Below are 25572 nucleotides of genomic sequence, written 5' to 3' on the forward strand. Positions count from 1 at the left end.
CAGCGTCATCGCATTTCCAAAGTCCCGCGCGCCGAAGCCCATACCAAAGGTCAGTTACCTCACCCTCGTTCCACCGACAAAGTAACAAGGAAAAACCATGTCGATCGCGACCACGGCCGATATTGAAATCGCGCGCGCCCGTTTATTGCTAATACCGCTGATATCTGCTGCTGGCTGCGTCGCACTGGCTGATTTTTTGTTTTACGGATGGACGATTGGGATTTCGCTGCCGTTGTTTTTTCTCGTGCTCGGCGTTGTGGCGGTTGCCCGCAACCCTGCTTATGCGCCACGTCGCATTCAGATTGCGATGAGCGTGGTCTTTACCGCTGTTCTCATCGCGCTGATTGAAGACGTCAACATCTTGTCTGCGATCTTCGGCGCGCTTGGCACCGGGTTCTTCGTTATGGTGATCACCGCGCAACAATCCGCGCGATGGCAGCGACATCTGCTTGAGGTCGTGACTACGCCTTTTCGAGGTCCCTTTCAATTTGTGTCCGATTTGATCTGGCAAATGCAAAAGCAGGACTACGCGTGGCTCAAGCCCGCTGCCTTGATCGCCTGGATTATCCCGCTCAGCATTTCCGCCCTCTTTGTCTGGCTATTCGCGTCCGCAAATCCTTTGATCGAACATGGGCTATTGCAGATCGACCTGCATGCCGCCCTTAATCTGCTCAACCCTTGGCGGATGGTATTTTGGGTTTTGTTGGCGGGCGTGATCTGGCCTTTGATTTTCCGGCGCAGCAACCCAAGGGCAATTCCGCAAGCCGAGGTCGTCGCCGATAACGACAAGCCATCAACCCTGGACTTTATTCTTAGTGCGAGTGCAACGGTACGCTCGCTGGTCCTGTTCAATGCGCTGTTCGCGCTGCAGAGCGGATTGGATCTGACCTATCTGTGGGGCGGCGCGAACCTGCCTGATGGTATGACCCTCGCCGAATATGCCCATCGCGGCGCCTATCCGCTGATCATCACCGCGCTGCTCGCCGCCGGCTTTGTCCTGATCGCGATGCGCCCGAACGGGCCGGCGCAGCAATCGCGGCTGATTCGCCCGCTGGTTCTGGCCTGGACCGGACAAAATATCCTACTCGTGATCTCGTCCATTCTTCGGCTCGATCTGTATGTCGGCGTCTACTCGCTCACTTATCTGCGGCTGGCGGCTTTCATCTGGATGGGACTGGTGGCCGCTGGATTGATCCTGATCCTGATCCAGATCGTCCTGCGCAAATCCAACTCCTGGCTGCTGTCCGCCAACGCCGCGACACTGGCGCTGGTCCTGTACGCATGCTGCTTCATCAATGCGCCCTGGCTGGTGGCGACCTATAATGTCGAACATTGCCGCGAGCTCGGCGGAAAGGGGCCCAATCTCGATGTGCAATATCTTGGGTTTCTCGGCCCGCAAGCGCGGCTTGTCCTCGAGTCTCATAGAGCGGAAGTCCCCGCACTTCTGAGCGCGATGGACCGGCAGTTTCCAGACGCCCGGGAGGCCCTCTCACGTCCGGAAAACTGGCGGGCCTGGAGTTTCCGGGCATGGCGCCTGCGGCGATATTTGGCTAACACTCCCGACACACCGCCTGCTCTTTCGAACGGCAACAAAGGCTAGCGAACGTGGCTCATTCCATTCTCGTCGTCGATGATGACCCGCATATCCGTGACGTCGTGCGTTTTGCGTTCGAGAAAACCGGCATGGTGATTTCCACCGCGCAGGACGGCAAGGATGCGCTGCGCCAGTTCGACCAGAAGATCCACGAACTCGTCGTACTCGACATCGGCATGCCCGAAATGGATGGCCTCGAAGTCTGCCGCCAGATCCGAAAGACCTCGGATACCCCGATCCTGTTCCTGTCGGCCCGTGACGAAGAGATCGATCGCATTCTCGGGCTGGAGATCGGCGGCGATGACTATGTGACGAAACCGTTCAGCCCGCGCGAACTCGTCGCGCGGGTCAATGCGATCCTGCGGCGAACGCGAAATACGTCGGCATCCGCGCCGGGCGCAACCAGCGCTACCAGCCATGGCGCGCTGGTGATCGATCCCGGCGCGCGCTCCGCCGTCTTCCAGGGCGCCCCGGTTTCGTTGACGGCGCTCGAATTCGACATCCTGCGAACGCTGATGGCGCGGCCGGGCTTTGTGTTCACGCGCGATTTGATTCTCGATGCCGCCTATGCCGGCAATATCCATGTCGCAGACCGCACCATCGACAGCCATGTCCGCAACATCCGCGCCAAGATGGCGGCGGCCGGTTGCGAATCCGTGATCGAGACCGTGCACGGCGTCGGCTTCAAACTGGGCCGTTGCGAGGCCACGCGTTGACCGACACCGTTAGAGCATCATCCGGCCTGCGGCAAAAATGGCGGCCGAGTCTCAGCCTTGTGGTTTTTCTTGTGCTGGCCAGCGTGCTGTCGCTTCCGCTGTTCAGCCTCTATTTCCTCAAGGTCTACCAGAACCAGCTGATCCAGCAGACCGAGGCCGAACTGATCGCGCAGAGTGCCGCGCTCAGCGCGGTTTTCCATCGCGAAGTCGAAACCAGCATTCCAACAGACGTCGCACTCGGAACTGTGATTCCACCGGCCGCGCCAAAACCGTCTGACGTGCCCTATCAGCCGATCTGGCCGACGCTGGAACTGGTCAATGAGAGCGTGCTGCCGCCGAGGCCGGAAGCCCGCGCGCCCTCCACCCCTGCCGATCCCGCCTTTGTCGCGCTCGGGGCGCGCATGATGCCGGATCTGATCGCCACGCAGAATGTGACGCTGGCGGGATTCCGGCTGCTGGATCCCCACGGCGTTATCATTGCCGGCCGCGAAGAAGTCGGACTGTCGCTCGCCCATCTGCAGGAGGTCGCCGAAGCGCTGCAGGGACATTTCGCAGGCGCGCTGCGCGTGCGCATCTCCAAGCATGACCAACCCTCGCTTTATTCCATGAGCCGGGGCACCGGTATGCGTGTCTTTACCGCGATGCCGGTAATCGCCCGCGGTCAGGTCGCCGGTGTCATCTATGCATCGCGCACGCCAAGCAACGTCTTCAAATATCTGTATGAGCTGCGCGGCAAACTCTTGCCCGCAATCTTCTGCATGATCGTGCCGACGCTGCTGATCGGATTCCTTTTCCATCGCACCATTACCGAACCGATGCGGGAATTGGTGGAACGCACCGATTTGATCGGCAAGGGCGACCGCGATGCGTTGCGGCCGCTCAAGCGCCACGGCACCAGCGAATTCGCCCGGCTGTCGCAAAGTTTTCTCGGCATGGCGAAGCGGCTGAACACGCGATCGAGCTTCATCTCGACTTTCGCGACCCATGTGTCGCACGAGTTGAAATCGCCGCTGACGTCGATTCAGGGCGCCGCCGAATTGTTACGCGACGACGTCGATGCGCCCGCCATGGACGACGAGGACCGGCGCAAGTTTCTCGACAATATCATCGCCGACACCGACCGATTGGCGAAGATCTCCGGCCGCCTGCGCGATTTCGCCCGCGCGGAAAATCCTGTCGCGCTTGGCGCCACCAAACTGTCGGCCTCGATCACGGGCTTGCGCTCGGCATTTCCTGCGCTTGATATTCGCGCCAGTGGCGAACTCGATACGCCGATGCGTATCTCCGAGGAAAACGCCGCCATCATTCTCTCCAACCTCGCCGACAACGCCGTGCGCCATCGCAGTTCGACGCTCGATCTGTCGGCCACGCAGCAGGGCCATCTGCTGCACGTAAAAGTTAGCGACAATGGCGAGGGCGTCTCGCCCAACAACCGCACGCAGATATTCGACAGTTTCTTCACGACGCGCCGCGAGAGCGGCGGCACCGGCATGGGGCTGGCCATCGTCCGCGCCATGCTGGATGCCCATGGCGGCGCGATCCGCCTGCTCGATTCCGAACAGGGAACGGCGTTTGAGATGACCATCCCGCTGGCCCATGAACCGACAGCATGACCGCCTCTCCTGCCTTCTTCATCCGGGCCGGTCTTTGCCTGCTGATCATAGTATCCGGCCTCGCTTTGCGCGGGCTCGGCTTCAGCTTCGGGCTATCCGCCTTTGTCGTGAAATATGGCGGCTCGCTGCTGTGGGCGGCGATGGTTTTCTTTCTGGTCGCGATGGCGGCATCGCATTCCTCACGGCTGAGCGTTGGATTGATCTCAGCCGCGATTGCCATTGGCGTGGAACTGTTTCGGCTGATTCACGCGCCCTGGCTCGATGCCTTCCGGCTGACCTTGCCGGGCGCGCTGTTGTTGGGCCGCATCTTCTCGCTATGGAACATGCTCGCCTATGGTGTGGGGATTATCTTCGCTGTGGGACTCGATCGCATGGCGGTCGACACCCTCGCCGCTCGCTTACGCGGCCATGCTGGCGCGCGCTGAGACGGAACCATACCAGCGCTTCAATGCCGGATGCTCATCCCCGATCGGAAGGTCGGCCCCCTTGGTCGCGAAATCGACCGTGACCAGACCTGTAATGTCCGCGACCGAGAATTCATCACCGGCAATGAACGGCACATCAGCGAGCCGGGCATTGAAGTCGGCATAGAAATTCTCGACGCGTTTGCGGCTACGCTCCACCAGCGCCGGAATCTGCTCGTAATCATGCGGCCCCGCGATCGCCCGGCTTTTGAGACGAGGAACCGCATTGCGAACTGCTTCCATGACAGATGCAAATCCTTCCATCTCGACGCGCCGGTCCCACATCGCGACCTGCGCTCTAGTCTTCGGCGTCGCGCCGAACAGCGGCGGTTCGGGATAGATTTCTTCGAGATAGCGCTGGATCGCCGGCACTTCGCCGATCACGGTGCAATCCTCCAGCACCAGCGTCGGCACCACCCGGCGCGGATTGATCTTGGTATAGGCCTCGGAAAATTGTTCCTTGGCGCCGAGATCGACCGGCACCAGCGGCATCGAAATCCCTTTCTCGGCCAGGAAGATTCTCACTCGGCGCGAGTTCGGCGAAGCGTTGGATTGATAGAGTTTCATGTTAACCTCCGTGCAAATGTGAAAGTGATCGCGACCGGCGGCGCGTTGGCGGCCGCCGGCCGCTCTCATTACTCAGATCTTGGATCCGCCGCCGACCTGGACGGTGTCGCCGGTCACCCAGCGCGAAGCATCCGAGGCGAGGAAGGCGATGACGTCGGCGACATCGTCGGCATGCCCGATACGCTGCAGCGCCTGGATGCTCAAAGTGAAATTGCGGCCCTCGTCGGATCGCGCGAAGCTCGACATGTCCGTATCGATCACACCCGGCGCCACGGCATTGACGCGAATGCCGCGCGGCCCGAGTAGGGCGCCGAAATGCTTCACCAGCGTATCGATCGCGCCTTTGGTGGCGGCATAGGCCGGCAATACGCCGACCGATGCGCGCGCCGCCAGCGACGACAGCAGCACCACGCTGGAACCTTCACCGAGCACCGGCAGCAATTGCTGCACCAGGAAGAACGGCGCGCGGACATTGACCGCGAACATGCGGTCGAATTCTGCAACCGTCTGGTCCTCGATCGACGCCGACGAGGCGACGCCGGCATTGGCCACTAAAATATCCAGCCGATCACCGATCAACGTGCGCACTTCCTTGGCGAGCTTGTGCGCGCCGTCGGATGCGGTGAGATCGACGCTCACCGCGTCCGCCTTGCCGCCGGAGCCGCGGATTTCGGCGACCAGCGATTCAGCTTCGGCGGCGGCATTGCCATAGTGAACGATGACGCGGGCGCCGGCGGCGGCCAGCGCGCGGGCAGTCGCGCGGCCGATGCCACGCGAGGCGCCGGTGACGAGTGCGGTCTTGTTGGTGAGGTTGGTCATGGCAATGGTCCTTTCAGGATTCTTTGGATTGATGGATGCGAATTACGAGGCCGTCTTGCCGCCGTTGACGGCGATGATCTGGCCGGTGATGAACGACGCCTGGCCGGAAGCCGCGAACACGATCGCGTCGGCGATCTCTTCGGGCCGGCCGGTGCGCTTCAGCGGCACCCCGGCGGCAAGTCCGGCCTTGCGGTCGGGAGAACCCGCGAAGCGATCCAGCATCGCGGTCTCGACCGGGCCCGGCGCAATCGCGTTGACGCGTACGCCAAACGCTGCCGCTTCCAGTGCGGCCGACTTGGTCAGGCCTTCAACGGCGTGCTTGCTCGCGGTGTAGATCGATGCGCCGGGCGCGCCGCGATGGCCCATGGTCGACGACAGATTGACGATGCTGCCGGCGCCCTGCGCCTGCATCACGCGCAGTTCATGCTTCAGGCTCAAGAGCACGCCGAGCACATTGGTGTCGAACACCGCCGCATAGCTCTCGGCGGTCTGCGCGGTGACCGGGCCCGGCGTGCCCTCGGTGCCGGCATTGTTGACGGCGACATCAAGACGGCCGAAGCGCGCGACGGTCCTGTCGACGAGGTTTTGCACGTCGGTCTCGTGGCGAACGTCGGCGCGAACGAATTCAGCCTGCGCACCCAGCGCGCGAAGCTCGCTGACCAGCTTTTGGCCGGCGTCGTCGCGGCGGCCGGAAACGACGAGATCGGCACCTTCTTTCGCGAAGGCGAGTGCGGTGGCGCGGCCGATACCGGTCAGCGCGCCGGTGATGAGGACAACGGGACGGGTCATGTGAGTTCTCCTTTGGCTCGATATGCCTTTTGGGCCTTGCCGGAAGCTTCGATCCTGAGCGGATGTGACGCCCGGCCGAAGAATTTTGCTTTCGTGTTTGAATATCTAGATCGCGCTGGCGTCGTGGAGAAAGACTTTGTAAGATCGAGCCATACTTATGGAGTATGGCTATGGAGCTCCGGCATCTTCGTTATTTCGTCGCCGTGGCGGAAGAAGGCAGCCTGACCGTTGCCGCGCAAAAGCGGCTGCATACCGCGCAGCCATCGCTGAGCCGGCAGATTCACGATCTGGAGCTGGAAATCGGTGCACAGCTCTTGAACCGCGGGCCGCGTGGCATCGAACTGACCGCGGCCGGTCGCGTGTTCCTCGATCATGCCCGGATAGCGTTGCTGCAGGTCGAAGCTGCCGGCGAGGCCGCGCGGCGCGCTGCACAACCGCCACGGACTTCGTTCGCGATCGGATTTCTGACCGGCTACGAGATGGACTGGCTGCCGGCCATCATGGAAATCCTTCACGCCGAGCTGCCCTCGACCGAGGTCGTTATCCATAGCCAGGACTCGCCCGATCTCGCCGCCGGCCTCATGCGCGGTAAAATCGATCTGGCCTTTTTGCGCCCGGAGAAACAGGCGCCCGGTTTGAAATTCAGGTTGCTGCGAAAAGACCCGCTGATCGTGCTGATGCCGCACGATCACGCGCTGGCTGCGCGCAGTTCGATTCGGCCACAGGACATCGCGGACGAGATTTTCATCGGCACATCCGCGACCCGGGCGCCGACACTGCGTGCAGCGATCGACGAATACGCCAAACGAACCGGCATTACGCTGAAGCCAAAGCATCAGGCCGAAAATATCGCAATGGCGATTTCGCTGGTGGCGTCCACCGGCGGCGTCAGCCTGTTGCCGCTCTATGCGCAAAATCTGCTGCCCAAGACCGTCGTCAGCCGGCCGATCCAGGGCGCGCCGCCGATGGTCGATCTTGTCGTCGGCTATAACGAGGCCAACACCTCGCCGCTATTGAAATTTCTTCTAACGAAAGTGGATGCGCTGAAGTTTCGGGTGGCGCGAAACGACGCGCGGTGAATTGTCAGCGCTTTCTCTTGCGGGCTTTCCTTGCACTCTTCTTCGCCGCTTTCTTGACCGTTTTCTTGGCAGCCTTTTTGGCGGTCTTTTTGCTGGCCGGTTTCGACTTCTTGGCGGCAGATTTCTTCCTGGCCTTCGCCGCCGGCTTCTTCGGTGCCTTGGCTGCTGACTTTCCTGCGGTCTTCTTACCGGCGCTCTTTGAAGCCCGCTTCGCGGTGGCCCGTTTCTTCGCCGGCGCAATCGCGATCGGTGGCGCCATCATGGGATCCGAAACCAGGCCGTCGGCAGCCAGCGGCATATACATCGCCACCTCTTCATCCGTCTTGCGCCGGGGCGTCTCGGTCTTCAACGCGTGACTGGCCGCATCGCTGGCAAGCGTCGCAATGTCCTTGACCGTGTCGGTCAGCTTTTCCAGGATAGATTTGTCGGTGCCCATAACGCCCTCCAGAGGATAGGTTATCCGTTGAAGGCTAACCGGTGGAGAGGCCGCTGGTTCCCGTCACTCCGCCAGTTGAAACCGCTCGAAGCGGTGCAGTTCGTCCTCAATGCGGCGTTTCAATTCCTTGCGGCCGCCCTTCGGCGCGCCATCGCCGACCCAGCTCCATTTCTGCATCAGCAATTTCCGGCGCTGGCGATCGGTCTTGATATCGAGCGCGGCGACGATGCTGTCGCCGACCAGAACCGGCAGCGCGAAGTAGCCGAAGCGCCGTTTTTCCTTTGGCACATAGGCCTCGAAACGATGTTCGTAATCGAAGAACAGATGCGACCGCTTGCGCTGGATCATCAGCGGATCGAACGGTGAGAGGATGTGAATGAGCCCCAAAGCCTCGCCGCCGGCATGCTCCAGCGTAGCGGGCGAAGCCCAATGCTCCTGCTTGCCCGCGCCCTCAAGCGCGATGGGCACAAGCTCCTTGCGGCGAACTCTCGACTCGATCAGGCGGCGAATTTCGGCCTTGCGCGGCGCATCGAGATGACAGATCGAATCCAGGCTGACGAGGCCTTGGGAACGCAGCGCACGATTGAGCAGATAGACGAGGACGTCCCGCGCCGAAGCCGGCTTCGGCGGTTGATTTGACGGCGTGTCCCAGCCGAAATGCCGCCCCATCAATTCATAGGTCTTGAGCATGCCGTTGCGCTCGGAGATCGTGAGCTGGCCTTCATAGAACGCCAGTTGCAGCGCCCGCTTCGAGGGCTTGCGGCTGGCCCATGGATGCGATTTGTCGACCAGTACGTCATCGTCGATATCGCGGATGGTCAGTGCGCCGCCCTCTCTGATGAGCCGCATTACCTTGCGCAACTCCGCAGGCTTGACCTCCGGGAGCCACTTGTGGCCCTCGCGCCGGTGGCGCTTCATGGCGGGAAGAAAGAAGCGCAAATCCCTGGCCGGCACGTAGGACAGCGCATGGGTCCAGTATTCGAATACGCTCTTGTCGACACTTTGCGCCTGACGCAGATCGGCGCGCCGATATTCGGGGATGCGGGTCCACAGAATATGATGGTGGGAGCGCTCGATGACATTGATGGTGTCGATCTGCACATAGCCGAGATGCTCGACCGCCGCGGCGGTCGCGGCTGCACCCTCGCCGAACGGTGTTGAGACATCGAGCCGCTGGGCGCGCAGCCAGATGTGCCGGGCTTGGGCTTTCGTGATGGCAATGGATTTATCGGTGGAGGGCATGACGCGGAAAGGATACCGGATTCGCCGACGTCGCGTCGAAAGGAACGATGTCCTAAATTTAATGTGCCTTGGATTCAGAACAAAAAGATACGGAAGCGACTGAAATTTTTTAACTTTTCAGGCGCCGCGCCGGGCCTTATTGGCCAATGTGACCTTTGTCACATTCGCCGCATCGAACCTGCCCTACGGTCCGGGCATCCAAACGTCATCAGACGTAGCAATGAGGATGCGACAATGACCAGCCTGCTCAGACTTTCCGGTTTAACGGCGATCACGCTTACGGCCGCGCTGTCGATGACGGCGGGTCTTGCCATCGCCGGCGACAATAATGTCTCCGCCGATCAGATCGTGAATGCGCTGCAGCCGAAGCCCGTGACGCGCGGTCTCTCCGCCGGACCGCAGGTCGATCCCGCGGTCAAGGACAAGGAAGCCAGCTTCATTCAGACCTTGCGCAACCGCAAGACCCGCTCGCTTTCGCTCGGCGAGCGCGAGGAAGTCGCTCAGATCGCATCGACCAAGCCGAACATCGATCTCGATATCCAGTTCGATTACAACTCGGCCCAGATCAGGAAGGCCTCGATGCCGGCCGCCGAAGAACTCGGCAAGGCGCTCTCGAATGCGAGCCTCAAGGGTTCGACCTTCGTTGTCGCCGGTCATACCGATGCGATCGGCAGCGAAGCCTATAACCAGGATCTGTCCGAACGCCGCGCCGATACGATCAAGCGCTTCCTGGTCGACAAATACGGCATCAACGGCACCGATCTTGTCACCGTCGGTTACGGCAAGGACAAGCCAAAGGATCCGAATGCGCCGATGGACCCGATCAACCGCCGCGTTCAGGTCGTCAACATGGACACCAAGACCGCGTCACGATAACGACGACCGCGTCGAAGTAACACCACGCTCGCATCCGCCTGTCCCTCGCGGCAGGCGGATGCACGCCGTTCAAATCCAGTTCTGGAAAAGCATCAGCCGGTTGAAGGTCGCCATCGACGTTCCCACGAACGCCGCCGAGATCGGCAGCATGGCTGCAAAACCGGCGCCTGCGACCGCGACGAACGCCCATAACAACCAGCGCGGGCTGTTGCCACGCCGCAGCACATACACCAGCGCGAGACTCGCGAATGTCGCCGCCGGCAGATAATAATACAGAAATCCGAGTGTGCGCGGCAGCAGCGCCCAGGCCAGATAAGGCCCCGCATAAAACGACAGGATCAAAAACGCCTCCCCGCGGCGCGTTACGATCCAGTCGCGCAAACAAACTGCAAGCGCCGGCAACGCCGGCCACAGCACCAGGGGATTGCCGAGCAGGACAATCGCGGCGATCCGGTCCTCGTCGATCTTGTCGAACAGAAACCACACCGGCCGCACCAGAAACGGCCAGGACGGCCACGCGCTCATATAGGTGTGGCCGGCGATCGCGGTCGTGGTGTTGTCGCCAAAAATCCGGCGCTGCGCTTCCACGAGGTCGGCCAGCGACCAGCCGTGAAGGACCACAAAAGGCGCAAAATAAACAACAACCGGAATGAGAACGAAGCACGCGATGAAGTGCTTGGTTCTGAAATCGGGCCACATCTCCGGCCGGTACCAGTCGTCTTCATTGCCATCCGTAAATTGTGTTTGCCATCCCTGCATCAGGCGGATCACGGCGACAATGACGATGCAGGTCGCGAGCACGAACAATCCGCTCCATTTACACGCGGCCGCAAGGCCGCACGCCATTCCGGTCAGGGCGAACCAGAGCTGCGGTCGCGGCTTGCGGAATCCGTGCAGGAACGATGCGACCGCGAACAGGCCAAAGGCCAGCGCAAAAATATCCAGCATCGCGATCCGCGATTGCACGAAGACCATCTGGTTGAAGAAGGCCAGCAGCGCGGACGCCACCGCCGGCCCCTGCGCGGCAAACAGTGCGAGGCCGCAGAGATACATCGCCACGACCGCCAACGCTCCGAACAACACGCCCGGATAGCGCCAGCCCAGCGGCGTATCGCCAAAGCCCAGGATCGAAAGGGCGATCAGTTGCTTTGCTAGCGGCGGATGCATGGGATTGAGCTGAGGCGCCGAAGGCGCGGGCTCCAGCATCTGCCGTGCCGCCGGCACATAATGCACTTCATCGAAGTAGAATTTATCCGGCGTCGTCACGCCCAGCAGAAGCGCCAAATGCGCTGCGAGGAACAGGACCACGGCAGTGACGGCGCTCGATGTGATTGAAACAGCGGGAACGGAAGGTGATTTGCGCACAATAGTCGCGGATTGACGGCGTTGCATCGATGGAGTGTGGGCGGGCCGATTATTTAAGTCCATCGCATTGAACGCATTTCCGTTTCGCCATCACTAACCATCGGGGCTGCAACTTGTCGCTTGTGATAAATTTACAACATCGCATGCCGACGCGGTCCGGTACGATCAATGGGACAGTCGATCGGTAGTGGAATGAACTGGCGTCATAGCGTTCTCTTTGTCTCCGCGCTTTGCCTTACATGGCTCGCGGCCGATGCCGCTCACGCGCAGACGCGCGTCGGTGAAGCGGCGGTCATCCAGAAAGAAGTCGTTCGCGTTACGGGATCGGCAACCAGCCAGCTCAATGTCGGCGACGGCTTGCTGCGCGATGAAACCGTGCGCACCGGTCTGGAAAGCGCGGCGCGGCTGGTGATGGCCGACAATACAAATCTGTCGCTCGGTCCCAACGCGACGCTCAAGCTCGACCGCACCGTGTTCAACGACGAACATAGCTACCGCGACATCGCGGTTAAGCTCACCGCCGGCGCGTTTCGCTTCGTCACCGGCGGTTCGGAAAAAGCCGCCTACAAGATCACCACGCCGCTCGCAACCATCGGCGTGCGCGGCACCATCCTCGATATCCTGTCCCAGCGCGGCAAGACTACCGTGGTCTTGCAGGAAGGCGCATCGCGCGTCTGCGCGACCGGCGGCCAATGCACCGAGTTGACGCAGCCCGGCGATACCGCGATCATTACGTCCACCGGCGGCAAGGTTACGATCCAGAAGGTCAATGTCCCGCCCTGGACTTTCGCCGCGAACTGCGCGGCGTTAGCAGGACTTTGCAGCGCCACGAATTATGCGCAGGCCATCCCCGTGGTGACGCCGCCGGTCGATGACGGCAGCGACCCCACCGGCATGCTGTGCGGGCGTTGATGATGGCACGCACGCTGCGCCACTTGATCGCATCGGCCCCGCTTGCCGCGGCGGTTTCGCTTGTGCTGCTTCAGGCGCAGACTATTCCGGCCGCCGCGCAGAGCCCGTCGCCCAGTTCGTCGCCAACGCCGTCAGCAAGTACCTCGCCATCTCCAACACCGACGCCGACACCCTCGCCTTCGCCAAGCCCGACGCCCACGCCGACCCCGACCGGCGCCAGTTCAAGCGGAGGATCGATCAACGCCCTGGCCAATCAGCGCTTCAACCAGATGATCACCAACCGGGTGCTCGGCACCGTGCTGCTGGGGGTCAACGAGCAGGTCAATTGCAGCGACTGCGTCAGCGCGTTCGGTTCGGCGGGATCGTTTTCGGCCGGCATTCACGGCCGCAAGGAACTGACGCCCAATCTGTCGCTGCTGGCAGGCATCGCCTACACCCAATACAGCGAGGGCGGTTACAACGTCACCAGCGCGCCGATCGGCGCGTTCGCGCTGCGCTACGATTTCACCGATTGGGGATCGTCACGGCCGTTCTTCGATATCGGCACCATCCTGACGCCGTTCGAGAAGGTGCGTTACACCCGCAGCTACACGACCAGTCTCGGCGCAGTTTCGCTGGATAGCACCACCAACGCCAGCAACTATGGCGTCTATGGCCGGGGCGGCTGGATCAGCCGGCTTTCGCCGCGCGACGAAGTCGCGGCGTCCGTCGAGGTCTGGCAGCTCTGGCAGCATGTGGACGGCTATACGGATCCGGCCGCCGCCGCCCTGAATCCGTTCAGCGCCTCGATTCCGACCGGCACCGATCGAACCAATCTGGTCAAGCTCAGCGGGCAATGGACGCATCTGATCAGCGACAGCATCGAGGGCAACATCAATGGCGGGTTCGTGCAGTCGTTTGCGACGCATTCCGGCATTGTCGCCACCGTAACCGGCGACGGCACCGTGGTGCCGACGATCGGAAATCAGAGCTGGTTCGAATATGGCGGCCGCGTCGGCTTCCGCATCACCAAGGGCTGGGTCGCCGATCTCTTTGTCAACGGCACATTGGGCCCGCAGCCGGTCGGCAACACCATCCACGGCGGTGTCGGGCTGCGCGTCAATTACTGAAGCAAGGGCAGTGTTCTGTCGTCATTCCGGGGCGCGCTGAACGCGCGAACCCGGAATCTCGAGATTCCGGGTTCGAGCTTCGCTCGCCCCGGAATGACACCGTCTATCGCCTCTTACGTCGAGATCGGCGTCGGCTGGGTCAGGAATGACCGGGTCACGTGCCAGAACAATTGACGGTTGGTGGCAAGTGTCAGGGAGTGGGCCGCGCCGGGAATCGTCACGAGTTGCCGGTCACCGTTAGGCAGCAAGTTAAAGAATTCCTCAAGATCGGCCACGGTCGCGTTGCCGTCATACTGGCCGCTCACCAATAGCACCGGCGCCTGCACCTTCTGCGGAAACACCACCGGCATTTTGGCGGTCATGTCGAGATAGGTGCCGGTCGGGATCTGATCGCCGAACTGCATCTCTGCATCCGCCAGCGCCTCCACCGCAGCGAGACTGCTGGTACCGGGTTTGTCGCGGGTCGCGATCGAACGGATCATCTCGCGGTCGCGCTTGCGCATATTGTGGGTCTTGTAATACTCGACCTGCTCGGCGCGCTTGGCGAGGGTCGGCGAACCGTCGCCCTTGTAGGTAAAGGCCGCCAGCACGAGACGGTCGACGCGATCCGGCGCCACCATGGCATAAGCACCGGCGCGCAGCGCACCGGCGGACTCACCGAGAAAATGATATTTCTTGAGGCCGGTTTCGCGGGCAACGACCTCCACCGCCACTTTCAAATCCTCGACACCGCTGGGGGTATCGGCATTGCCGGAGGTCCGGCCGGACTTGCCATAATTTTCATGGTCCATGGTCCAGACGTCAAACCCATAACGGGCGAACTCGTTCATAACCGAATATTCGCCCTGACCGGGCACGTTGATGTCGAACGTCCGTGAGGTCACCGAAGAACCATGGACGAGAAACAGCACCGGCCGTGCCGGCTCACCGGGCTTCGGCGCGCCAACGCGTTTACGGAACATCCACAACGGCACGTCGCCCTTTTTGGTCCAGTACTCGCTGCTCCAGATTTCGCCGCCTTCCGCGGCGGCGGCATTTTGCACGGGCAGCGTGCTGGCCAGTCCGCTAGCAACGACACCGAGCCCTGCGCCTTTGATAACCGCGCGCCGTGCCAGTAATTTATTGAAATAATTCACGAGTGCCTCCGATTCAGGTTCTTGATTGTTTAGTGGCGCTGCAGCGCGGCGTCCCTTTGAAGTCTCTGGCATACTGTATCAGACCGCACACGGCCCCGAAAGCCACGTCGGGAAGATTCGGACATGCGCCAAGCCGCCGATCCGGGCGCGGCGGCACGTCCGGATCGCGATACCGGGCCTACTTGTTCTCCGCGGGATCGCGATGCACGGGATCGATCCACAGCACCGTCTCGGGCTTCTCGACCGGCTCGATATCGAGATTGATCGCGACCGCCTGACCGTCGCTGCGCACCAATACGCATTCCAGCACCTCGTCGGGGCTGGCGTTGATCTCCTGGTGCGGCACATAGGGCGGGATGAAAATGAAATCGCCGGGATTGGCTTCCACGGTGAATTGCAAATGCTCGCCCCAGCGCATCCGCGCCTTGCCCTTGACGACGTAGATGATGCTCTCGAGATGGCCGTGATGATGCGCGCCGGTCTTGGCGTCGGGCTTGATGGTCACGGTGCCCGCCCACAATTTCTGAGCGCCGACGCGGGCGAAATTGATCGCGGCCTTGCGATCCATGCCGGCGGTCGAGGGGACGTTGGGATCGAGCTGGTCGCCGGGAATGACGCGAACGCCATCATGCTTCCAGCGTTCCGCGTCGCCATGATCATGATCATGGGTGTGATCGGAATGGGTGTGATCGTGAGAGCCTGTCATGCTGTTTGGTTCCAGTGAAACTTGCGCAAACGCTACATAAAACCGCGATCACAAACCAGACCTTCCAAAGGACTTTGGAGGAACCTTTTGATGCAGCCGGGACTTGTCTCCGCGAAGCTTAACCCTTCCAGAGGAGAGTCCCCATGGGTGCAACGGCAGACAAGGTTAAAGGCGCGACCAACGAAGGCATCGGCAAGGCCAAGCAGGGCATTGGCGAAGCCGTAGGCTCAGACAAGTTGCAGGGTGAAGGCGCCGTGCAGGAAATCAAGGGCAAGGGCCAGAAGGCTGTCGGCGACGCCAAGGAAGCAACCAAGGACGCCGTCAACAAGGCTGCGGCCGCGGCTAACAAGAATCTCTGATCGACTTTAATCGATTCAGAATCAAAAGACCGGCCACAGCGGCCGGTCTTTTTTTGCCCGATTTTCCCCGGACGAATGCTCAGCCCTTTACGTCGAGCAATTCGACGTCGAACATCAGCGTCGCGTTCGGCGGAATGACGCCGCCGGCGCCGCGGGCGCCATATCCCAGTGCGGGCGGAATGATCAGGGTGCGCTTGCCGCCGACCTTCATGGTGGCCACGCCTTCGTCCCAGCCCGCGATCACGCGGCGCTGGCCGATCGGAAACTCGAACGGCTCGTTGCGATCGACCGAACTGTCGAACTTCTTGCCTTTCTTGCCGTCCTCATAAAGCCAGCCGGTATAGTGCATGACACAGATCTGACCGGGCTTTGGCGTCGCACCGGTGCCGACCGTTCCGTCGATAATCTGCAAGCCTGAATCTGTGGTCATGATTTTTCCTGTCATTTTACCCGTAGTTTTTTCTGCGGTCTGGGCTACTGCGCCGGACGACGCAGCGAGGAGAAAAGCACCGGTCATAGCGATGACAAGGGCGATCGAAAAACGTCGAAACTGGAAGCGCATCATTCAGCTTTCGTTATAGTAAAAGTGCCCGCGTTAGAAGGTTCGCTCAATACCCCAGCGCACAACCGTCTTTGCGGGGATCGGAGCCGCCGGTCAGCGTCCCCTTGTCCCAGTCGATCCAGATCGCCTGGGCGCCGCCGAGCGGCGGGATCACGCTGGTGGTCTGGTGTCCAAGCTTCTTCAGGCCCGCGACAATATCGGCAGGCACGCCATCCTCAAGCTGATAGACATTTTCGTAATGCAGCCCGCGTGGCATATCGATCGCTTCCTGCACGTCGAGGCCGTAGTCGAACATGTTGGTCAGGACGTGGCACTGCCCGACTGGCTGATACTGTCCGCCCATCACGCCAAACGGCATCACAGCACGGCCGTTTTTGGTCACGAGGCTGGGAATGATGGTGTGCAGCGGCCGCTTGCCCGGCGCGATGCAATTGGGATGGCCGGGCTGAATGCGGAAACCGGCGGCGCGATTTTGCAGCAGTACGCCGGTCTTGTTCGAGACGATCGCCGAACCGAAGGAGTGCGCGATCGAGTTGATGAACGAACAGACATTGCGGTCCTTATCGACCACGGTGATGTAGACCGTCGAGGGATTCATCGGCGGCGAGACTTTCGGCAGATCGAGCATCGCGTCCATGCGGATCTTGCCGGCATATTCGTCGGCGAACTCCTTGAGGATACCGGCCACATCGACCTCGACCTGGGCCGGATCGCCGATCCGCTGCTCGCGCATCATGTAGGCCACCCGCGCCGCCTCGGCTTCCAGATGAAACCGCTCGATGCTCATCGCCGGGAATTTCGTCAGATCGAAACGCGACAGGATGTTGAGCATCACCAGCATGGTGATCCCCGGTCCATTCGGCGGACACTGCCAGACGTCATGCCCCTTATACATGGTGCCGATCGGCACCGTGGTTTCGGTGGTGTGGTTGGCGAAATCCTCTGTCGTGTGCAAGCCGCCGATGCCGCGCAACGTCTCGACCATGTCCTCGGCGATCGCGCCCTTGTAGAACGCGTCGCGGCCGTTCTTGGCGATGGCCCGCAAGGTCTGTCCAAGTTCCGGCTGATGAATCACATCACCGGCGACCGCCGGTTTGCCGTGCGGCAGCAGATAGCGCTCGGTGTTGGTGCCCTTCTTCAATTTGTCGAAGCCGTTCTTCCAGTCGAACGCGATGCGCGGCGCTACGACGTAGCCTTCCTCCGCGGCCTTGATCGCCGGCTGCAGCAAGCTATCGAACCCGAACTTGCCGTGATCGCGCAGGAGGGTCGCCCATGCGTCGACCGCGCCGGGGACGCTGACGGCATGCGCCGAGGTCAGCGGGATCGTATGCATGTTGCGCTCGAGATACCATTCAGGCTTCGCGGCCATCGGCGCGCGGCCCGAGCCGTTATAGGCAACGATCTTGCCCTCGCCCTTTGGCTGGATCAGCGCGAAGCAATCGCCGCCAATACCGGTAGCTTGCGGCTCGATCACGCCGAGCAGCGCACATGCCGCCACCGCGGCATCAACGGCAGTGCCGCCCGCGCGTAAAACGTCGATTGCCGTCAGCGCCGCCAGCGGGTGCGACGTCGCCACCATCGCGTTCCGGGCGTGGACCGTCGACCGGCCGGCGAGATGGAAATTCCTCATACCAGGGGGCTCACTTCTGTCGTTTTACCGTGCTTTTTCAATTGCGGGCTTAATGGCATTTCCGGCGGTAATGGGCAATGCTTCAGCGCGATTAACGCGGTAACCATGTCGTTTCCTGCGGGCGCAGGAGAACGCATGCGGGGTTGAAAAGAGGCCGATTTTTGCGGGTTTCGCCGCTGCCATCGGCCTGATAAACCTCCGCGATGCCCTACAAGGTCGCCGCTTTCTATCAATTCGCCGCCCTGCCGGATTTCCGCGATTTACGCGAACCGCTGCGGATGATGTGCGCCGGTCTCGAACTCAAGGGCAGCGTGTTGCTGGCCCGCGAGGGCATCAACGGCACGCTGGCGGGCGACGCGGAGGCCATCGATGAATTGACCCGTCAATTGCGCGACGGTCCGCTGTTCGGCGGCCGGCTGGACAATCTCGAACTGAAATTCTCGAGCGCCGCGGCGATGCCGTTTCAGCGCCTGAAGGTGCGGTTGAAAAAGGAGATCGTTACCCTCGGCGACACGCGGGCCGATCCGACGCGGCAGGTCGGCATCTATGTCGATCCCGCCGACTGGAACGATCTGATCGCGACGCCGGATACAATCCTGATCGACACCCGCAATGCCTTTGAGATCGCGATGGGCACGTTCGAAGGCGCGGTCGATCCCGGGATTCAGAGTTTTGGGCAATTCAAGGAATTTGCCGCTCACCATCTCGACCCCGCCAGGCATCGGCGGATCGCGATGTTTTGCACCGGCGGCATCCGCTGCGAAAAGGCCAGCGCCTATCTGCTCGCGCGCGGCTTCTCTGAAGTCTATCACCTCAAGGGCGGCATCCTGAAATATCTGGAAGGCGTGCCGGAAGCCGAGAGCCGATGGCGCGGCGAATGCTTCGTGTTCGACGACCGCGTCGCGCTCGGTCACGGATTGCGGGAACGCGGGATGGAACAGGATTCCGATGAGTGACGTAAAGACGCTGAGCGAGCGCATCGACACGCTCGAAACCCGCCTGACGTTTCAGGACGAAACCATCGAAACCCTGAACAAGACCATCACAGCACAATGGCAGAAGATCGACGCGCTGACGCGTCAGATCGTTCATCTGAACGAGCGTCTGCAGGAAGCGGAGACGCGCGCGCCCGGCGCGGCCAACGAGCCGCCGCCACATTATTGAAGGCTTACATCAAACTGCCGAATTGGCGGTGACTACCTGCCGGCAGCAATTGATCTCTGAAAAACATCGCCGCTGGTGCCACTGCTGGCCGAGGAAATCCAGGCCACAATCAATCTCGCATCTCTTGGCTGATCCGGTCCAACCTCCGGAATTCATCATCGCGCCGTGGATTTGAGGGGAAGCAGCGCCACGATCTGACCCGCCATGACCAGCCGGTCGCGCCCAGCCTCCTTTGCGGCATAGAGCGCCCGGTCGGCAGCCTCGACCAGCGAGGCGCGGCTTGCCGATCTTTCGGTACCCGGCCAACATACGGCGCCGCCAAGACTTGCGGTAACCCGTCCGGATGGAAGGTTTACCTCGTGAAGTATCGCCGCCTTCTGGAGTTGGCGACAAATCCTTTGCCCGATCCGCGCGCAGCCTGCAGCATCCGTGTTAGGCAACAGCAACGCGAACTCCTCGCCGCCGTATCGCGCCGCGAGGTCTGCGGTTCGCTTCATCTCCCCGGCCAAAATCCTGGCAACGGAACGCAAACACTCATCTCCAGCAGGATGTCCGTACCGGTCGTTGAATGTCTTGAAATGGTCGACGTCAATCATCAACAATGACAGCGGTTTATTATCCCGAAGGGCCCGCGCCCATTCTTCCTGCAGTCGATCGTCGAAATGACGGCGATTGGCGAGGCCCGTCAGCCCGTCCTCTACGGCGAGGGTTTCGAGCCTTTCTTCCAAAACCTTTTGCTCGGTGATATCGCGCGATATCGCCACGACACCGTCGATTTCACCATCGACCTTGCGCGTCACCCGCAGGTTCGACTCAAGCCAGATTTCGGCCTTCTCGCGATGGCGCGTGCGGTAGCTGATGCGCGCCTCTTCGGCATTGCCCCGTTTCAACGCGGCGACCGTTTTCCTGACCCGAGGCAAATCCAGAGCATTGACGCCGGCCAGCGCGGCTGTCCCCGTCAGTTGGTCGGGCCGCCAGCCTACAACAGTTACGCATGAGGGAGAGACATAGGAAATCCGCTCATCCACCCCAATACGGGTCACCATGTCACTCGAGCTTTCCGCCAGCACGCGGAAATTGGCCTCTTTGGCGACGAGAGCAACCGCCATCCGCTGCCCGTTGAGCAATTGACGCACAAGGTAAAATCCCATCATCGAAATCAGCGCGACCAGGCCCAGGACAAACAGTATCCGGTGGATGGCATCATGGCGCCATCGCGCGAGCACGTCGCTCTGCGCCTTGGTGATGACGATGACAAACGGATAGCGATCGCTTTGCTTATAGAAACCCAGCCGCGCTACGCCATCGACGGCAGACTGAAAAAGCATCGCGCCCTCGGATGCATGCCTGCCGATACCCTTGAACACCGGCCGGTCCGAGACATCGCGCCCGATACTGCCGTTATCGGGATTTCGCGCCAGAATGATCCCGTCCTTGCTGACGAGCGCGATCGACCCCTGAGACCCGATATCGAAACGGCTGTAGAATTCCCAGAAATAGCTGACTTCGACGCTTGCCAGGACGACGCCTGCAAACGAACCGTCGGCGTGGTTCCAGCGGCGTGACAGCGTTATCACCCATTGCCCGCCGGATTTGCTGTGAACAGGGCGGCCGATGAACGTCGCGCGATCGGGGGAGTTGCGATGGCGCTGAAAATAATCGCGGTCGCTGTTGTTGTATTCAGCCAGATCGACCGCTTCGGTGGTGGCAAGCCAACGCCCTTCTTCATCATAGACGAACAGTCCATGGATGCGGTCAAGACCGGTCTTGCGCATGTTCAAAAACGATTGCAGTCGCGCGATGCGTTCGGACTTCTCACTGTCGGCCTCCAGAGCGATGACCATGCCAGCAAGAAGCGAGCCTGCGATTTCGGCGGTGCCGTCAGCGTGCTGCACCAATGACCGGCTGAGATTGCCGAGCTCGATTTCGGCGTTCCTCATCTCCGAGTCGCGCGACGCCCATTCCGTCCAGCCAGTAGATGCGATAATCGCAGCGCACGCCAGCGTGACGAAAATCGCAGCCCGCAACGGCAGGCGGCTCAGGCCGGTTTTGTTGAGGGCCAGGGGCATCTCGCGGAACCTTTCGGATGGCGAAATAATCCCACGGACCTCTTATTTATCTCTGAAATAGAACCACAGCAATCGACAGCAATTGAAGGATCCCGCAGAGTTCCGTAGTCTTACGTAACTTCCGTCTTGCGGAACTTCGATTGCGGCCTGCGATACTTCCGCCCTTCCGCATTGCAAAAGCCAGCGACGGCCGCATGCGACGGAACAACGCACTGCACAACGGAGGAAACCGGCCTCGGCAAGGAGAAAACCGGTAAGCTTGGTTCGCAGACTTTCGATCATGGTCAGGGTTGCGATGTCAGGGTCACGGTTGCAACCTCATCGCGAAATCACGCAGCGGCAATCGCGGCGTTCCGCTCGGGGGACAAGCCTGGTAGCGTCAAGGATGGCCGCTGGGCCACTTGGCCGGCACGTCATCCCGAGGCGCCAGACAAATAAAACAGCGATCTTGTCTTGGCCTCTTTGGCGTCCCCAGTGTATCAGAAGCAGCGCTTCGCTTCCCAATGACCTGCGGAATCAACGTTTGCCCCAGATCCACTCCACAAAACCCTTCCTCGACGTTCTTTCCGGACACCGCCAGCCGGTGCCGCCGATCTGGATGATGCGGCAGGCCGGCCGCTATTTGCCGGAATACCGCGAATTGCGCGCCAAGGCCGGCGGCTTTCTCGATCTTTGTTTCACGCCGGAATACGCCGCCGAAGTCACCTTGCAGCCGATCCGCCGTTTCAACTTCGATGCCGCGATCATCTTCTCGGACATTCTTGTCATCCCCTATGCGCTCGGCCGCTCCGTCCGCTTCGAGGCCGGTGAAGGTCCGCGGCTCGATCCACTGGATACACCCGAGAAAGTCAAAACGCTGGCGTCGCAGGCCGACTTTACCAAACTTGAGCCGGTATATGAGGCACTGCGCCGCGTCCGTCGCGAACTCAATCCGGACATTGCGCTGATCGGTTTTTGCGGTGCGCCGTGGACAGTCGCGACCTATATGGTCGCGGGACAGGGCACGCCAGATCAGGCGCCGGCGCGAATGATGGCCTATCGCCACCCCGAAGCGTTCGCGCGCATCATCGACGTGCTGGTCGAGAATTCGATCACGTATTTGCTGGGGCAACTCAAGGCCGGCGCCGACGTGCTGCAGATTTTCGACACTTGGGCCGGCGTGCTGCCGCCACGCGAATTCGAGCGCTGGTCGATCGATGCTACAAGGCGCATCGTCGAAGGCGTGCGCAAGCAGGTCCCCGATGCCAGGATCATCGGCTTTCCCAGAGGCGCCGGTGCGCTGCTGCCGGCCTATGTCGAGGCCACCGGCATCAATGCCGTCAGCATCGACTGGGCGGCCGAGCCGTCTTTGATCCGCGAGCGCGTGCAGAACCGCGTCGCCATTCAGGGCAATCTCGACCCGCTGGCGCTGATCGCGGGTGGCGAGGCGCTCGATCGCGCCATCGACGACGTGCTGGCGAATTACGCGAGCGGCCGGCTGATCTTCAACCTCGGCCACGGCATTCAGCCGGAAACCCCGATCGCGCATGTCGAGCAGATGATCGAGCGGGTGCGCGCGTACAAGGGGTGAACGCTACCCCGGCCGGCTGCGCTCGATAATCTTGGCCGCGCCCTTGTCGAGAAGTTCAAGCCCGACCGCGCGGCCAAGTTCGCGCGGGCGATCGGCGGGACCGGAACGCGAAGCCTCGATGAACAGGCCGCCCGATTCATCCAGCACTGACGCCGTCAGCGTCATCTGCGTGCCTTCGATGGTGGAAAATGCCGCGATCGGCGAATTGCAATGGCCGTTGAGAACCCACAGCACCTCGCGCTCGGCATCGGCACTGCGGTGCGCGGCAAGGTCATCGATCCCAGCCAGAAGCCGCCGTGTCTGCCAATCGCCGGCGGCACACTCCACCGCGACAATGCCCTGCCCGGCCGCCGGCAACATCTCCTGATCTGAAAATTCATAGGCGATACGGCCGGCGAGACCGACGCGCTCCAGCCCCGAGCGCGCCATGATCAGCGCGTCCGCGGGGCCGACCTCGCCTCCGCCGGGCAGCCGCTGCATTTCCAGATGGTCGAGCTTGCGCACGCGGGTATCGGCGGCGCCGCGATAGTGAATGACTTCGATGTGCGGAAACAGCCGGCGCGCATAAGCCCCGCGCCGCACCGCATTGGTGCCGATCTTGAAGCCCTTGCCTTGCGAGCGCCTGACATCATCGATCGACAGTCCCGGCCGCAACACCAGCGCATCGCCGGCGGGATCGCGGCTCAGTGTCGCGCCGATCACCAGCCCGGGGGTGTCTTCATTGCCCGGCATGTCCTTGAGCGAATGCATCGCGGCGTGCAGATCGCCGGAGCGCACCGCGGCGCGAATTTCGGCCACGAAGGCACCACCCTTGCCGCCATGCTGCAACAGCTTGCTGGTCTGGTCCTGATCGCCCGTGGTTTCGAACTTGACGATTTCGACCTCGACATCGGGGGAAGCCGCGATCAGGCGCCGGGCGATTTCCTCGGTCTGGGCCAACGCCATGACACTCTTGCGCGTGCCGATCCGGACTCGAATTGTCACCAAACATGCTCCACTCGGCGCGTCGCGGGATTCACGACTAATTATCGCACCAATTGGGCCGGAACATAGAGCCAGCCCATGCCGGAATGCAAATGCAACCCCCGCACAAAAGCGCAATACTGCGCTACCCCGCATCTTCCAAAATCATATCCGAGGCTTTTTCGGCAATCATGATGGTCGGTGCATTGGTATTGCCCGACATCAGGTCCGGCATAACAGAGGCATCGACCACGCGCAGGCCCTCGATACCGCGAACACGAAGCCGCTGATCGACCACCGCCAGGGGATCATTGCCCATCCGGCAGGTCGATGTCGGATGATAGACCGTGCTGCCGCGCTGCCGGCAAAAATTCAGGATGTCCTCATCGCTGGTGACTTTCGGGCCAGGCTCGACCTCTTCGGTCACAAACGGCTTGAGCGCTGGCGCGGCCAGAATCTTGCGCAGGATCTTCATGCCTTCGACGAAGGCGGTACGATCGGTTTCGGTCGCCAGATAGTTGATGCGGATGGCCGGCGGCATAGCGGGGTCGGCGCTCTTGATGCGCAGCGAGCCGCGGCTTTCCGGCCGCAACTGGCAGACCGACGCGCTGAACCCGGAAAACGCGTGCAGTTTCTCGCCCATCTTGTCGGTCGAGAATGGCAGGAAATGAATCTGGACGTCGGGCGATGCCAGACGCGGGTTGGTCTTGAAGAATGCGCCGGACGTGCCGGCCGCGATCGTCAGCGGTCCCGAGCGAAACGCCGCATAGCGCGCGCCGGCCATGACGCGGCGAACCGGATGGTTGAGAATATCATTGAGCGTAATGCGCTGCGGGCATCGCATCACGATCCTGACCTGCAGGTGATCTTGCAGATCATTGCCGACGCCGGGCGCGTCGAGCACCACATCGATGCCATGTTGCTTCAGGAGATCCGCAGGCCCCACCCCGGAAAGTTGCAGCAATTGGGGGGAATTATACGCGCCGCCGCAGACGAGGATTTCCTTGCGCGCGTTTGCGGTTCGCAGCACTCCATGCTGCCGGTATTCGACTGCACGCGCATGGCGCCCGTCGAACAGAATGCGTTGCGCCAGCGCAGAGGTCTCGACATGCAGATTGCCGCGGTTCTTGGCAGGACGAAGATAGGCCATCGCCGTGCTCGCGCGCCTGCCGCCGCGTGTGGTGGTCTGGAAAAATCCGGCGCCCTCCTGCGACGCGCCGTTGAAATCGGAATTTACCGGTAGACCCGTCTCGGCCGCGGCGTCGATGAAGGCTGCCGAGAGCGGATCGGGATGCCCCAGATTGGATACCGTCAGCGGGCCGCCCACGCCATGATATTCGTCGCCGCCGCGCTGTTGGTTTTCGGCCTTCTTGAAATAGGGCAGCACGTCATCATAACCCCAGCCGCTATTGCCGCGCTGGCGCCAGCGATCGTAATCCTCGTGCTGGCCGCGCACATATAGCAATCCATTGATCGAGCTTGAGCCGCCGAGCACTTTGCCGCGCGGCTGAAACACCTGCCGCCCGCCCAGTTCCGGCTCGGGCTCGGTCTGGTACATCCAGTTGACGGTTTTTTCCTTGAACAATTTGCCGTAGCCGAGCGGCACGTGAATCCAGAGATTTTTGTCCTCGGGCCCGGCCTCGAGCAACAGCACCGAATGCTCGCCGCCCGCGCTGAGGCGATTGGCCAGCACGCATCCGGCTGAGCCTGCACCGACGATGACGTAGTCGAATTCCCTGTTATCGGAAGCTTTGGCGCCCATATCATTTCCTCACACGCGGCGAAAGCGGCCTGCCGCGTATTGTTGTTTCTCCCCGAAAGGCTCCGTAGCG

25 protein-coding genes are annotated in these 25572 nt (G+C 61.4%); 12 read left to right on the forward strand and 13 right to left on the reverse strand.

The window, feature by feature from the left end; translation table 11 throughout:
* Nucleotides 1-97: 97 nt before the first annotated feature.
* From HB676_RS12190 to HB676_RS12205, 4 genes are read left to right on the forward strand one after another with little or no spacing between them, the layout of a single operon-like run.
* Nucleotides 98-1600, forward strand: coding sequence for a DUF4173 domain-containing protein (locus HB676_RS12190; protein ID WP_213738043.1), 1503 nt, complete (start codon nucleotides 98-100; stop codon nucleotides 1598-1600).
* A gap of 5 nt (nucleotides 1601-1605) precedes the next feature.
* Nucleotides 1606-2310, forward strand: a complete 705-nt coding sequence (locus tag HB676_RS12195) for a response regulator (RefSeq protein WP_213738044.1) — start codon at nucleotides 1606-1608, stop codon at nucleotides 2308-2310.
* Entirely contained in the window at nucleotides 2307-3923 is a 1617-nt protein-coding gene (locus HB676_RS12200; protein ID WP_249780199.1) for a HAMP domain-containing sensor histidine kinase, read from the forward strand. Before HB676_RS12195 ends, HB676_RS12200 begins: the two co-directional genes overlap by 4 nt.
* Nucleotides 3920-4348, forward strand: coding sequence for a DUF2809 domain-containing protein (locus tag HB676_RS12205; protein ID WP_213738045.1), 429 nt, complete (start codon nucleotides 3920-3922; stop codon nucleotides 4346-4348). Before HB676_RS12200 ends, HB676_RS12205 begins: the two co-directional genes overlap by 4 nt.
* Here HB676_RS12205 and HB676_RS12210 read toward each other — a convergent pair.
* The 3 genes from HB676_RS12210 to HB676_RS12220 all read right to left on the reverse strand — a co-directional run bounded on the left by HB676_RS12210 (nucleotide 4322) and on the right by HB676_RS12220 (nucleotide 6562).
* Complete coding sequence (locus HB676_RS12210; RefSeq protein WP_213738046.1) at nucleotides 4322-4954, reverse strand: glutathione S-transferase family protein; 633 nt, start codon at nucleotides 4952-4954, stop codon at nucleotides 4322-4324. The genes HB676_RS12205 and HB676_RS12210 overlap by 27 nt on opposite strands.
* Nucleotides 4955-5026: 72 nt before the next feature.
* The gene (locus HB676_RS12215; RefSeq protein ID WP_213738047.1) at nucleotides 5027-5773 is read right to left on the reverse strand and encodes an SDR family oxidoreductase; all 747 of its coding nucleotides are present in this window, start codon (nucleotides 5771-5773) and stop codon (nucleotides 5027-5029) included.
* Nucleotides 5774-5815: 42 nt separating this feature from the next.
* Nucleotides 5816-6562: a glucose 1-dehydrogenase gene (locus HB676_RS12220; RefSeq protein ID WP_213738048.1), complete on the reverse strand. Its 747-nt coding sequence runs from the start codon at nucleotides 6560-6562 to the stop codon at nucleotides 5816-5818.
* Between the two features lie 170 nt (nucleotides 6563-6732).
* Between HB676_RS12220 and HB676_RS12225 the strand changes: the two genes are divergently transcribed.
* Nucleotides 6733-7641, forward strand: a complete 909-nt coding sequence (locus HB676_RS12225; RefSeq protein ID WP_213738049.1) for a LysR family transcriptional regulator — start codon at nucleotides 6733-6735, stop codon at nucleotides 7639-7641.
* A 4-nt stretch (nucleotides 7642-7645) separates the two neighbouring features.
* Here the strand turns inward: HB676_RS12225 and HB676_RS12230 are convergent, their stop codons facing one another.
* Together HB676_RS12230 and HB676_RS12235 are read right to left on the reverse strand one after the other, a co-directional pair.
* Nucleotides 7646-8077: a hypothetical protein gene (locus HB676_RS12230; RefSeq protein ID WP_213738050.1), complete on the reverse strand. Its 432-nt coding sequence runs from the start codon at nucleotides 8075-8077 to the stop codon at nucleotides 7646-7648.
* A gap of 63 nt (nucleotides 8078-8140) precedes the next feature.
* Nucleotides 8141-9319, reverse strand: a complete 1179-nt coding sequence (locus HB676_RS12235; RefSeq protein WP_213738051.1) for a winged helix DNA-binding domain-containing protein — start codon at nucleotides 9317-9319, stop codon at nucleotides 8141-8143.
* Between the two features lie 234 nt (nucleotides 9320-9553).
* Here HB676_RS12235 and HB676_RS12240 point away from each other — a divergent pair, with 234 nt between their 5' ends.
* A complete protein-coding gene (locus HB676_RS12240; protein WP_213738052.1) occupies nucleotides 9554-10195 on the forward strand; it encodes an OmpA family protein in 642 nt (213 codons plus the stop codon).
* Between the two features lie 69 nt (nucleotides 10196-10264).
* Here the strand turns inward: HB676_RS12240 and HB676_RS12245 are convergent, their stop codons facing one another.
* Nucleotides 10265-11587, reverse strand: coding sequence for a phospholipid carrier-dependent glycosyltransferase (locus HB676_RS12245; RefSeq protein ID WP_213738053.1), 1323 nt, complete (start codon nucleotides 11585-11587; stop codon nucleotides 10265-10267).
* A gap of 165 nt (nucleotides 11588-11752) precedes the next feature.
* Here HB676_RS12245 and HB676_RS12250 point away from each other — a divergent pair, with 165 nt between their 5' ends.
* Together HB676_RS12250 and HB676_RS12255 are read left to right on the forward strand one after the other, a co-directional pair.
* On the forward strand, nucleotides 11753-12472 hold the full coding sequence (locus HB676_RS12250; protein ID WP_213738054.1) for a FecR family protein: 720 nt from the start codon (nucleotides 11753-11755) through the stop codon (nucleotides 12470-12472).
* Nucleotides 12472-13581, forward strand: coding sequence for a hypothetical protein (locus tag HB676_RS12255; RefSeq protein WP_213738055.1), 1110 nt, complete (start codon nucleotides 12472-12474; stop codon nucleotides 13579-13581). The genes HB676_RS12250 and HB676_RS12255 overlap by 1 nt, the downstream gene beginning before the upstream one ends.
* A gap of 113 nt (nucleotides 13582-13694) precedes the next feature.
* Here the strand turns inward: HB676_RS12255 and HB676_RS12260 are convergent, their stop codons facing one another.
* Nucleotides 13695-14717 (reverse strand): alpha/beta fold hydrolase, encoded by a 1023-nt coding sequence (locus HB676_RS12260; RefSeq protein WP_346347323.1) that lies wholly within the window; start codon nucleotides 14715-14717, stop codon nucleotides 13695-13697.
* Nucleotides 14718-14895: 178 nt separating this feature from the next.
* Nucleotides 14896-15423, reverse strand: coding sequence for a cupin domain-containing protein (locus HB676_RS12265; protein WP_213738057.1), 528 nt, complete (start codon nucleotides 15421-15423; stop codon nucleotides 14896-14898).
* 143 nt (nucleotides 15424-15566) lie between these two features.
* Here HB676_RS12265 and HB676_RS12270 point away from each other — a divergent pair, with 143 nt between their 5' ends.
* Nucleotides 15567-15782: a CsbD family protein gene (locus HB676_RS12270; RefSeq protein ID WP_213738058.1), complete on the forward strand. Its 216-nt coding sequence runs from the start codon at nucleotides 15567-15569 to the stop codon at nucleotides 15780-15782.
* A gap of 79 nt (nucleotides 15783-15861) precedes the next feature.
* Here the strand turns inward: HB676_RS12270 and HB676_RS12275 are convergent, their stop codons facing one another.
* Together HB676_RS12275 and ggt are read right to left on the reverse strand one after the other, a co-directional pair.
* Nucleotides 15862-16347 carry an FKBP-type peptidyl-prolyl cis-trans isomerase gene (locus HB676_RS12275; RefSeq protein ID WP_213738059.1) on the reverse strand — a complete coding sequence of 162 codons (486 nt, stop codon included), beginning with the start codon at nucleotides 16345-16347 and terminating at the stop codon, nucleotides 15862-15864.
* 43 nt (nucleotides 16348-16390) lie between these two features.
* Nucleotides 16391-17974, reverse strand: a complete 1584-nt coding sequence (gene ggt, locus HB676_RS12280) for a gamma-glutamyltransferase (RefSeq protein WP_213738060.1) — start codon at nucleotides 17972-17974, stop codon at nucleotides 16391-16393.
* Nucleotides 17975-18177: 203 nt separating this feature from the next.
* On the opposite strand from ggt, the gene HB676_RS12285 reads away from it, so the two are divergent.
* Both HB676_RS12285 and HB676_RS12290 read left to right on the forward strand, forming a co-directional pair.
* On the forward strand, nucleotides 18178-18930 hold the full coding sequence (locus HB676_RS12285) for a rhodanese-related sulfurtransferase (protein ID WP_213738061.1): 753 nt from the start codon (nucleotides 18178-18180) through the stop codon (nucleotides 18928-18930).
* The gene (locus HB676_RS12290) at nucleotides 18923-19138 is read left to right on the forward strand and encodes a SlyX family protein (protein WP_213738062.1); all 216 of its coding nucleotides are present in this window, start codon (nucleotides 18923-18925) and stop codon (nucleotides 19136-19138) included. Before HB676_RS12285 ends, HB676_RS12290 begins: the two co-directional genes overlap by 8 nt.
* Nucleotides 19139-19293: 155 nt before the next feature.
* On the opposite strand, the gene HB676_RS12295 is transcribed toward HB676_RS12290, so the two are convergent.
* Nucleotides 19294-21207 carry a diguanylate cyclase gene (locus tag HB676_RS12295; RefSeq protein ID WP_213738063.1) on the reverse strand — a complete coding sequence of 638 codons (1914 nt, stop codon included), beginning with the start codon at nucleotides 21205-21207 and terminating at the stop codon, nucleotides 19294-19296.
* A gap of 523 nt (nucleotides 21208-21730) precedes the next feature.
* Here HB676_RS12295 and hemE point away from each other — a divergent pair.
* Nucleotides 21731-22777, forward strand: coding sequence for a uroporphyrinogen decarboxylase (gene hemE / locus HB676_RS12300; RefSeq protein WP_213738064.1), 1047 nt, complete (start codon nucleotides 21731-21733; stop codon nucleotides 22775-22777).
* Nucleotides 22778-22780: 3 nt separating this feature from the next.
* Here the strand turns inward: hemE and hemC are convergent, their stop codons facing one another.
* Both hemC and HB676_RS12310 read right to left on the reverse strand, forming a co-directional pair.
* Nucleotides 22781-23761 carry a hydroxymethylbilane synthase gene (hemC, locus tag HB676_RS12305; protein ID WP_213738065.1) on the reverse strand — a complete coding sequence of 327 codons (981 nt, stop codon included), beginning with the start codon at nucleotides 23759-23761 and terminating at the stop codon, nucleotides 22781-22783.
* Between the two features lie 124 nt (nucleotides 23762-23885).
* Nucleotides 23886-25502 (reverse strand): choline dehydrogenase, encoded by a 1617-nt coding sequence (locus HB676_RS12310; protein WP_213738066.1) that lies wholly within the window; start codon nucleotides 25500-25502, stop codon nucleotides 23886-23888.
* Between the last annotated feature and the right edge of the window lie 70 nt (nucleotides 25503-25572).

The sequence above is a fragment of the Bradyrhizobium sp. dw_411 genome, from assembly GCF_018449695.1.
In the GTDB taxonomy this organism is placed as follows: Bacteria; Pseudomonadota; Alphaproteobacteria; order Rhizobiales; family Xanthobacteraceae; genus Bradyrhizobium.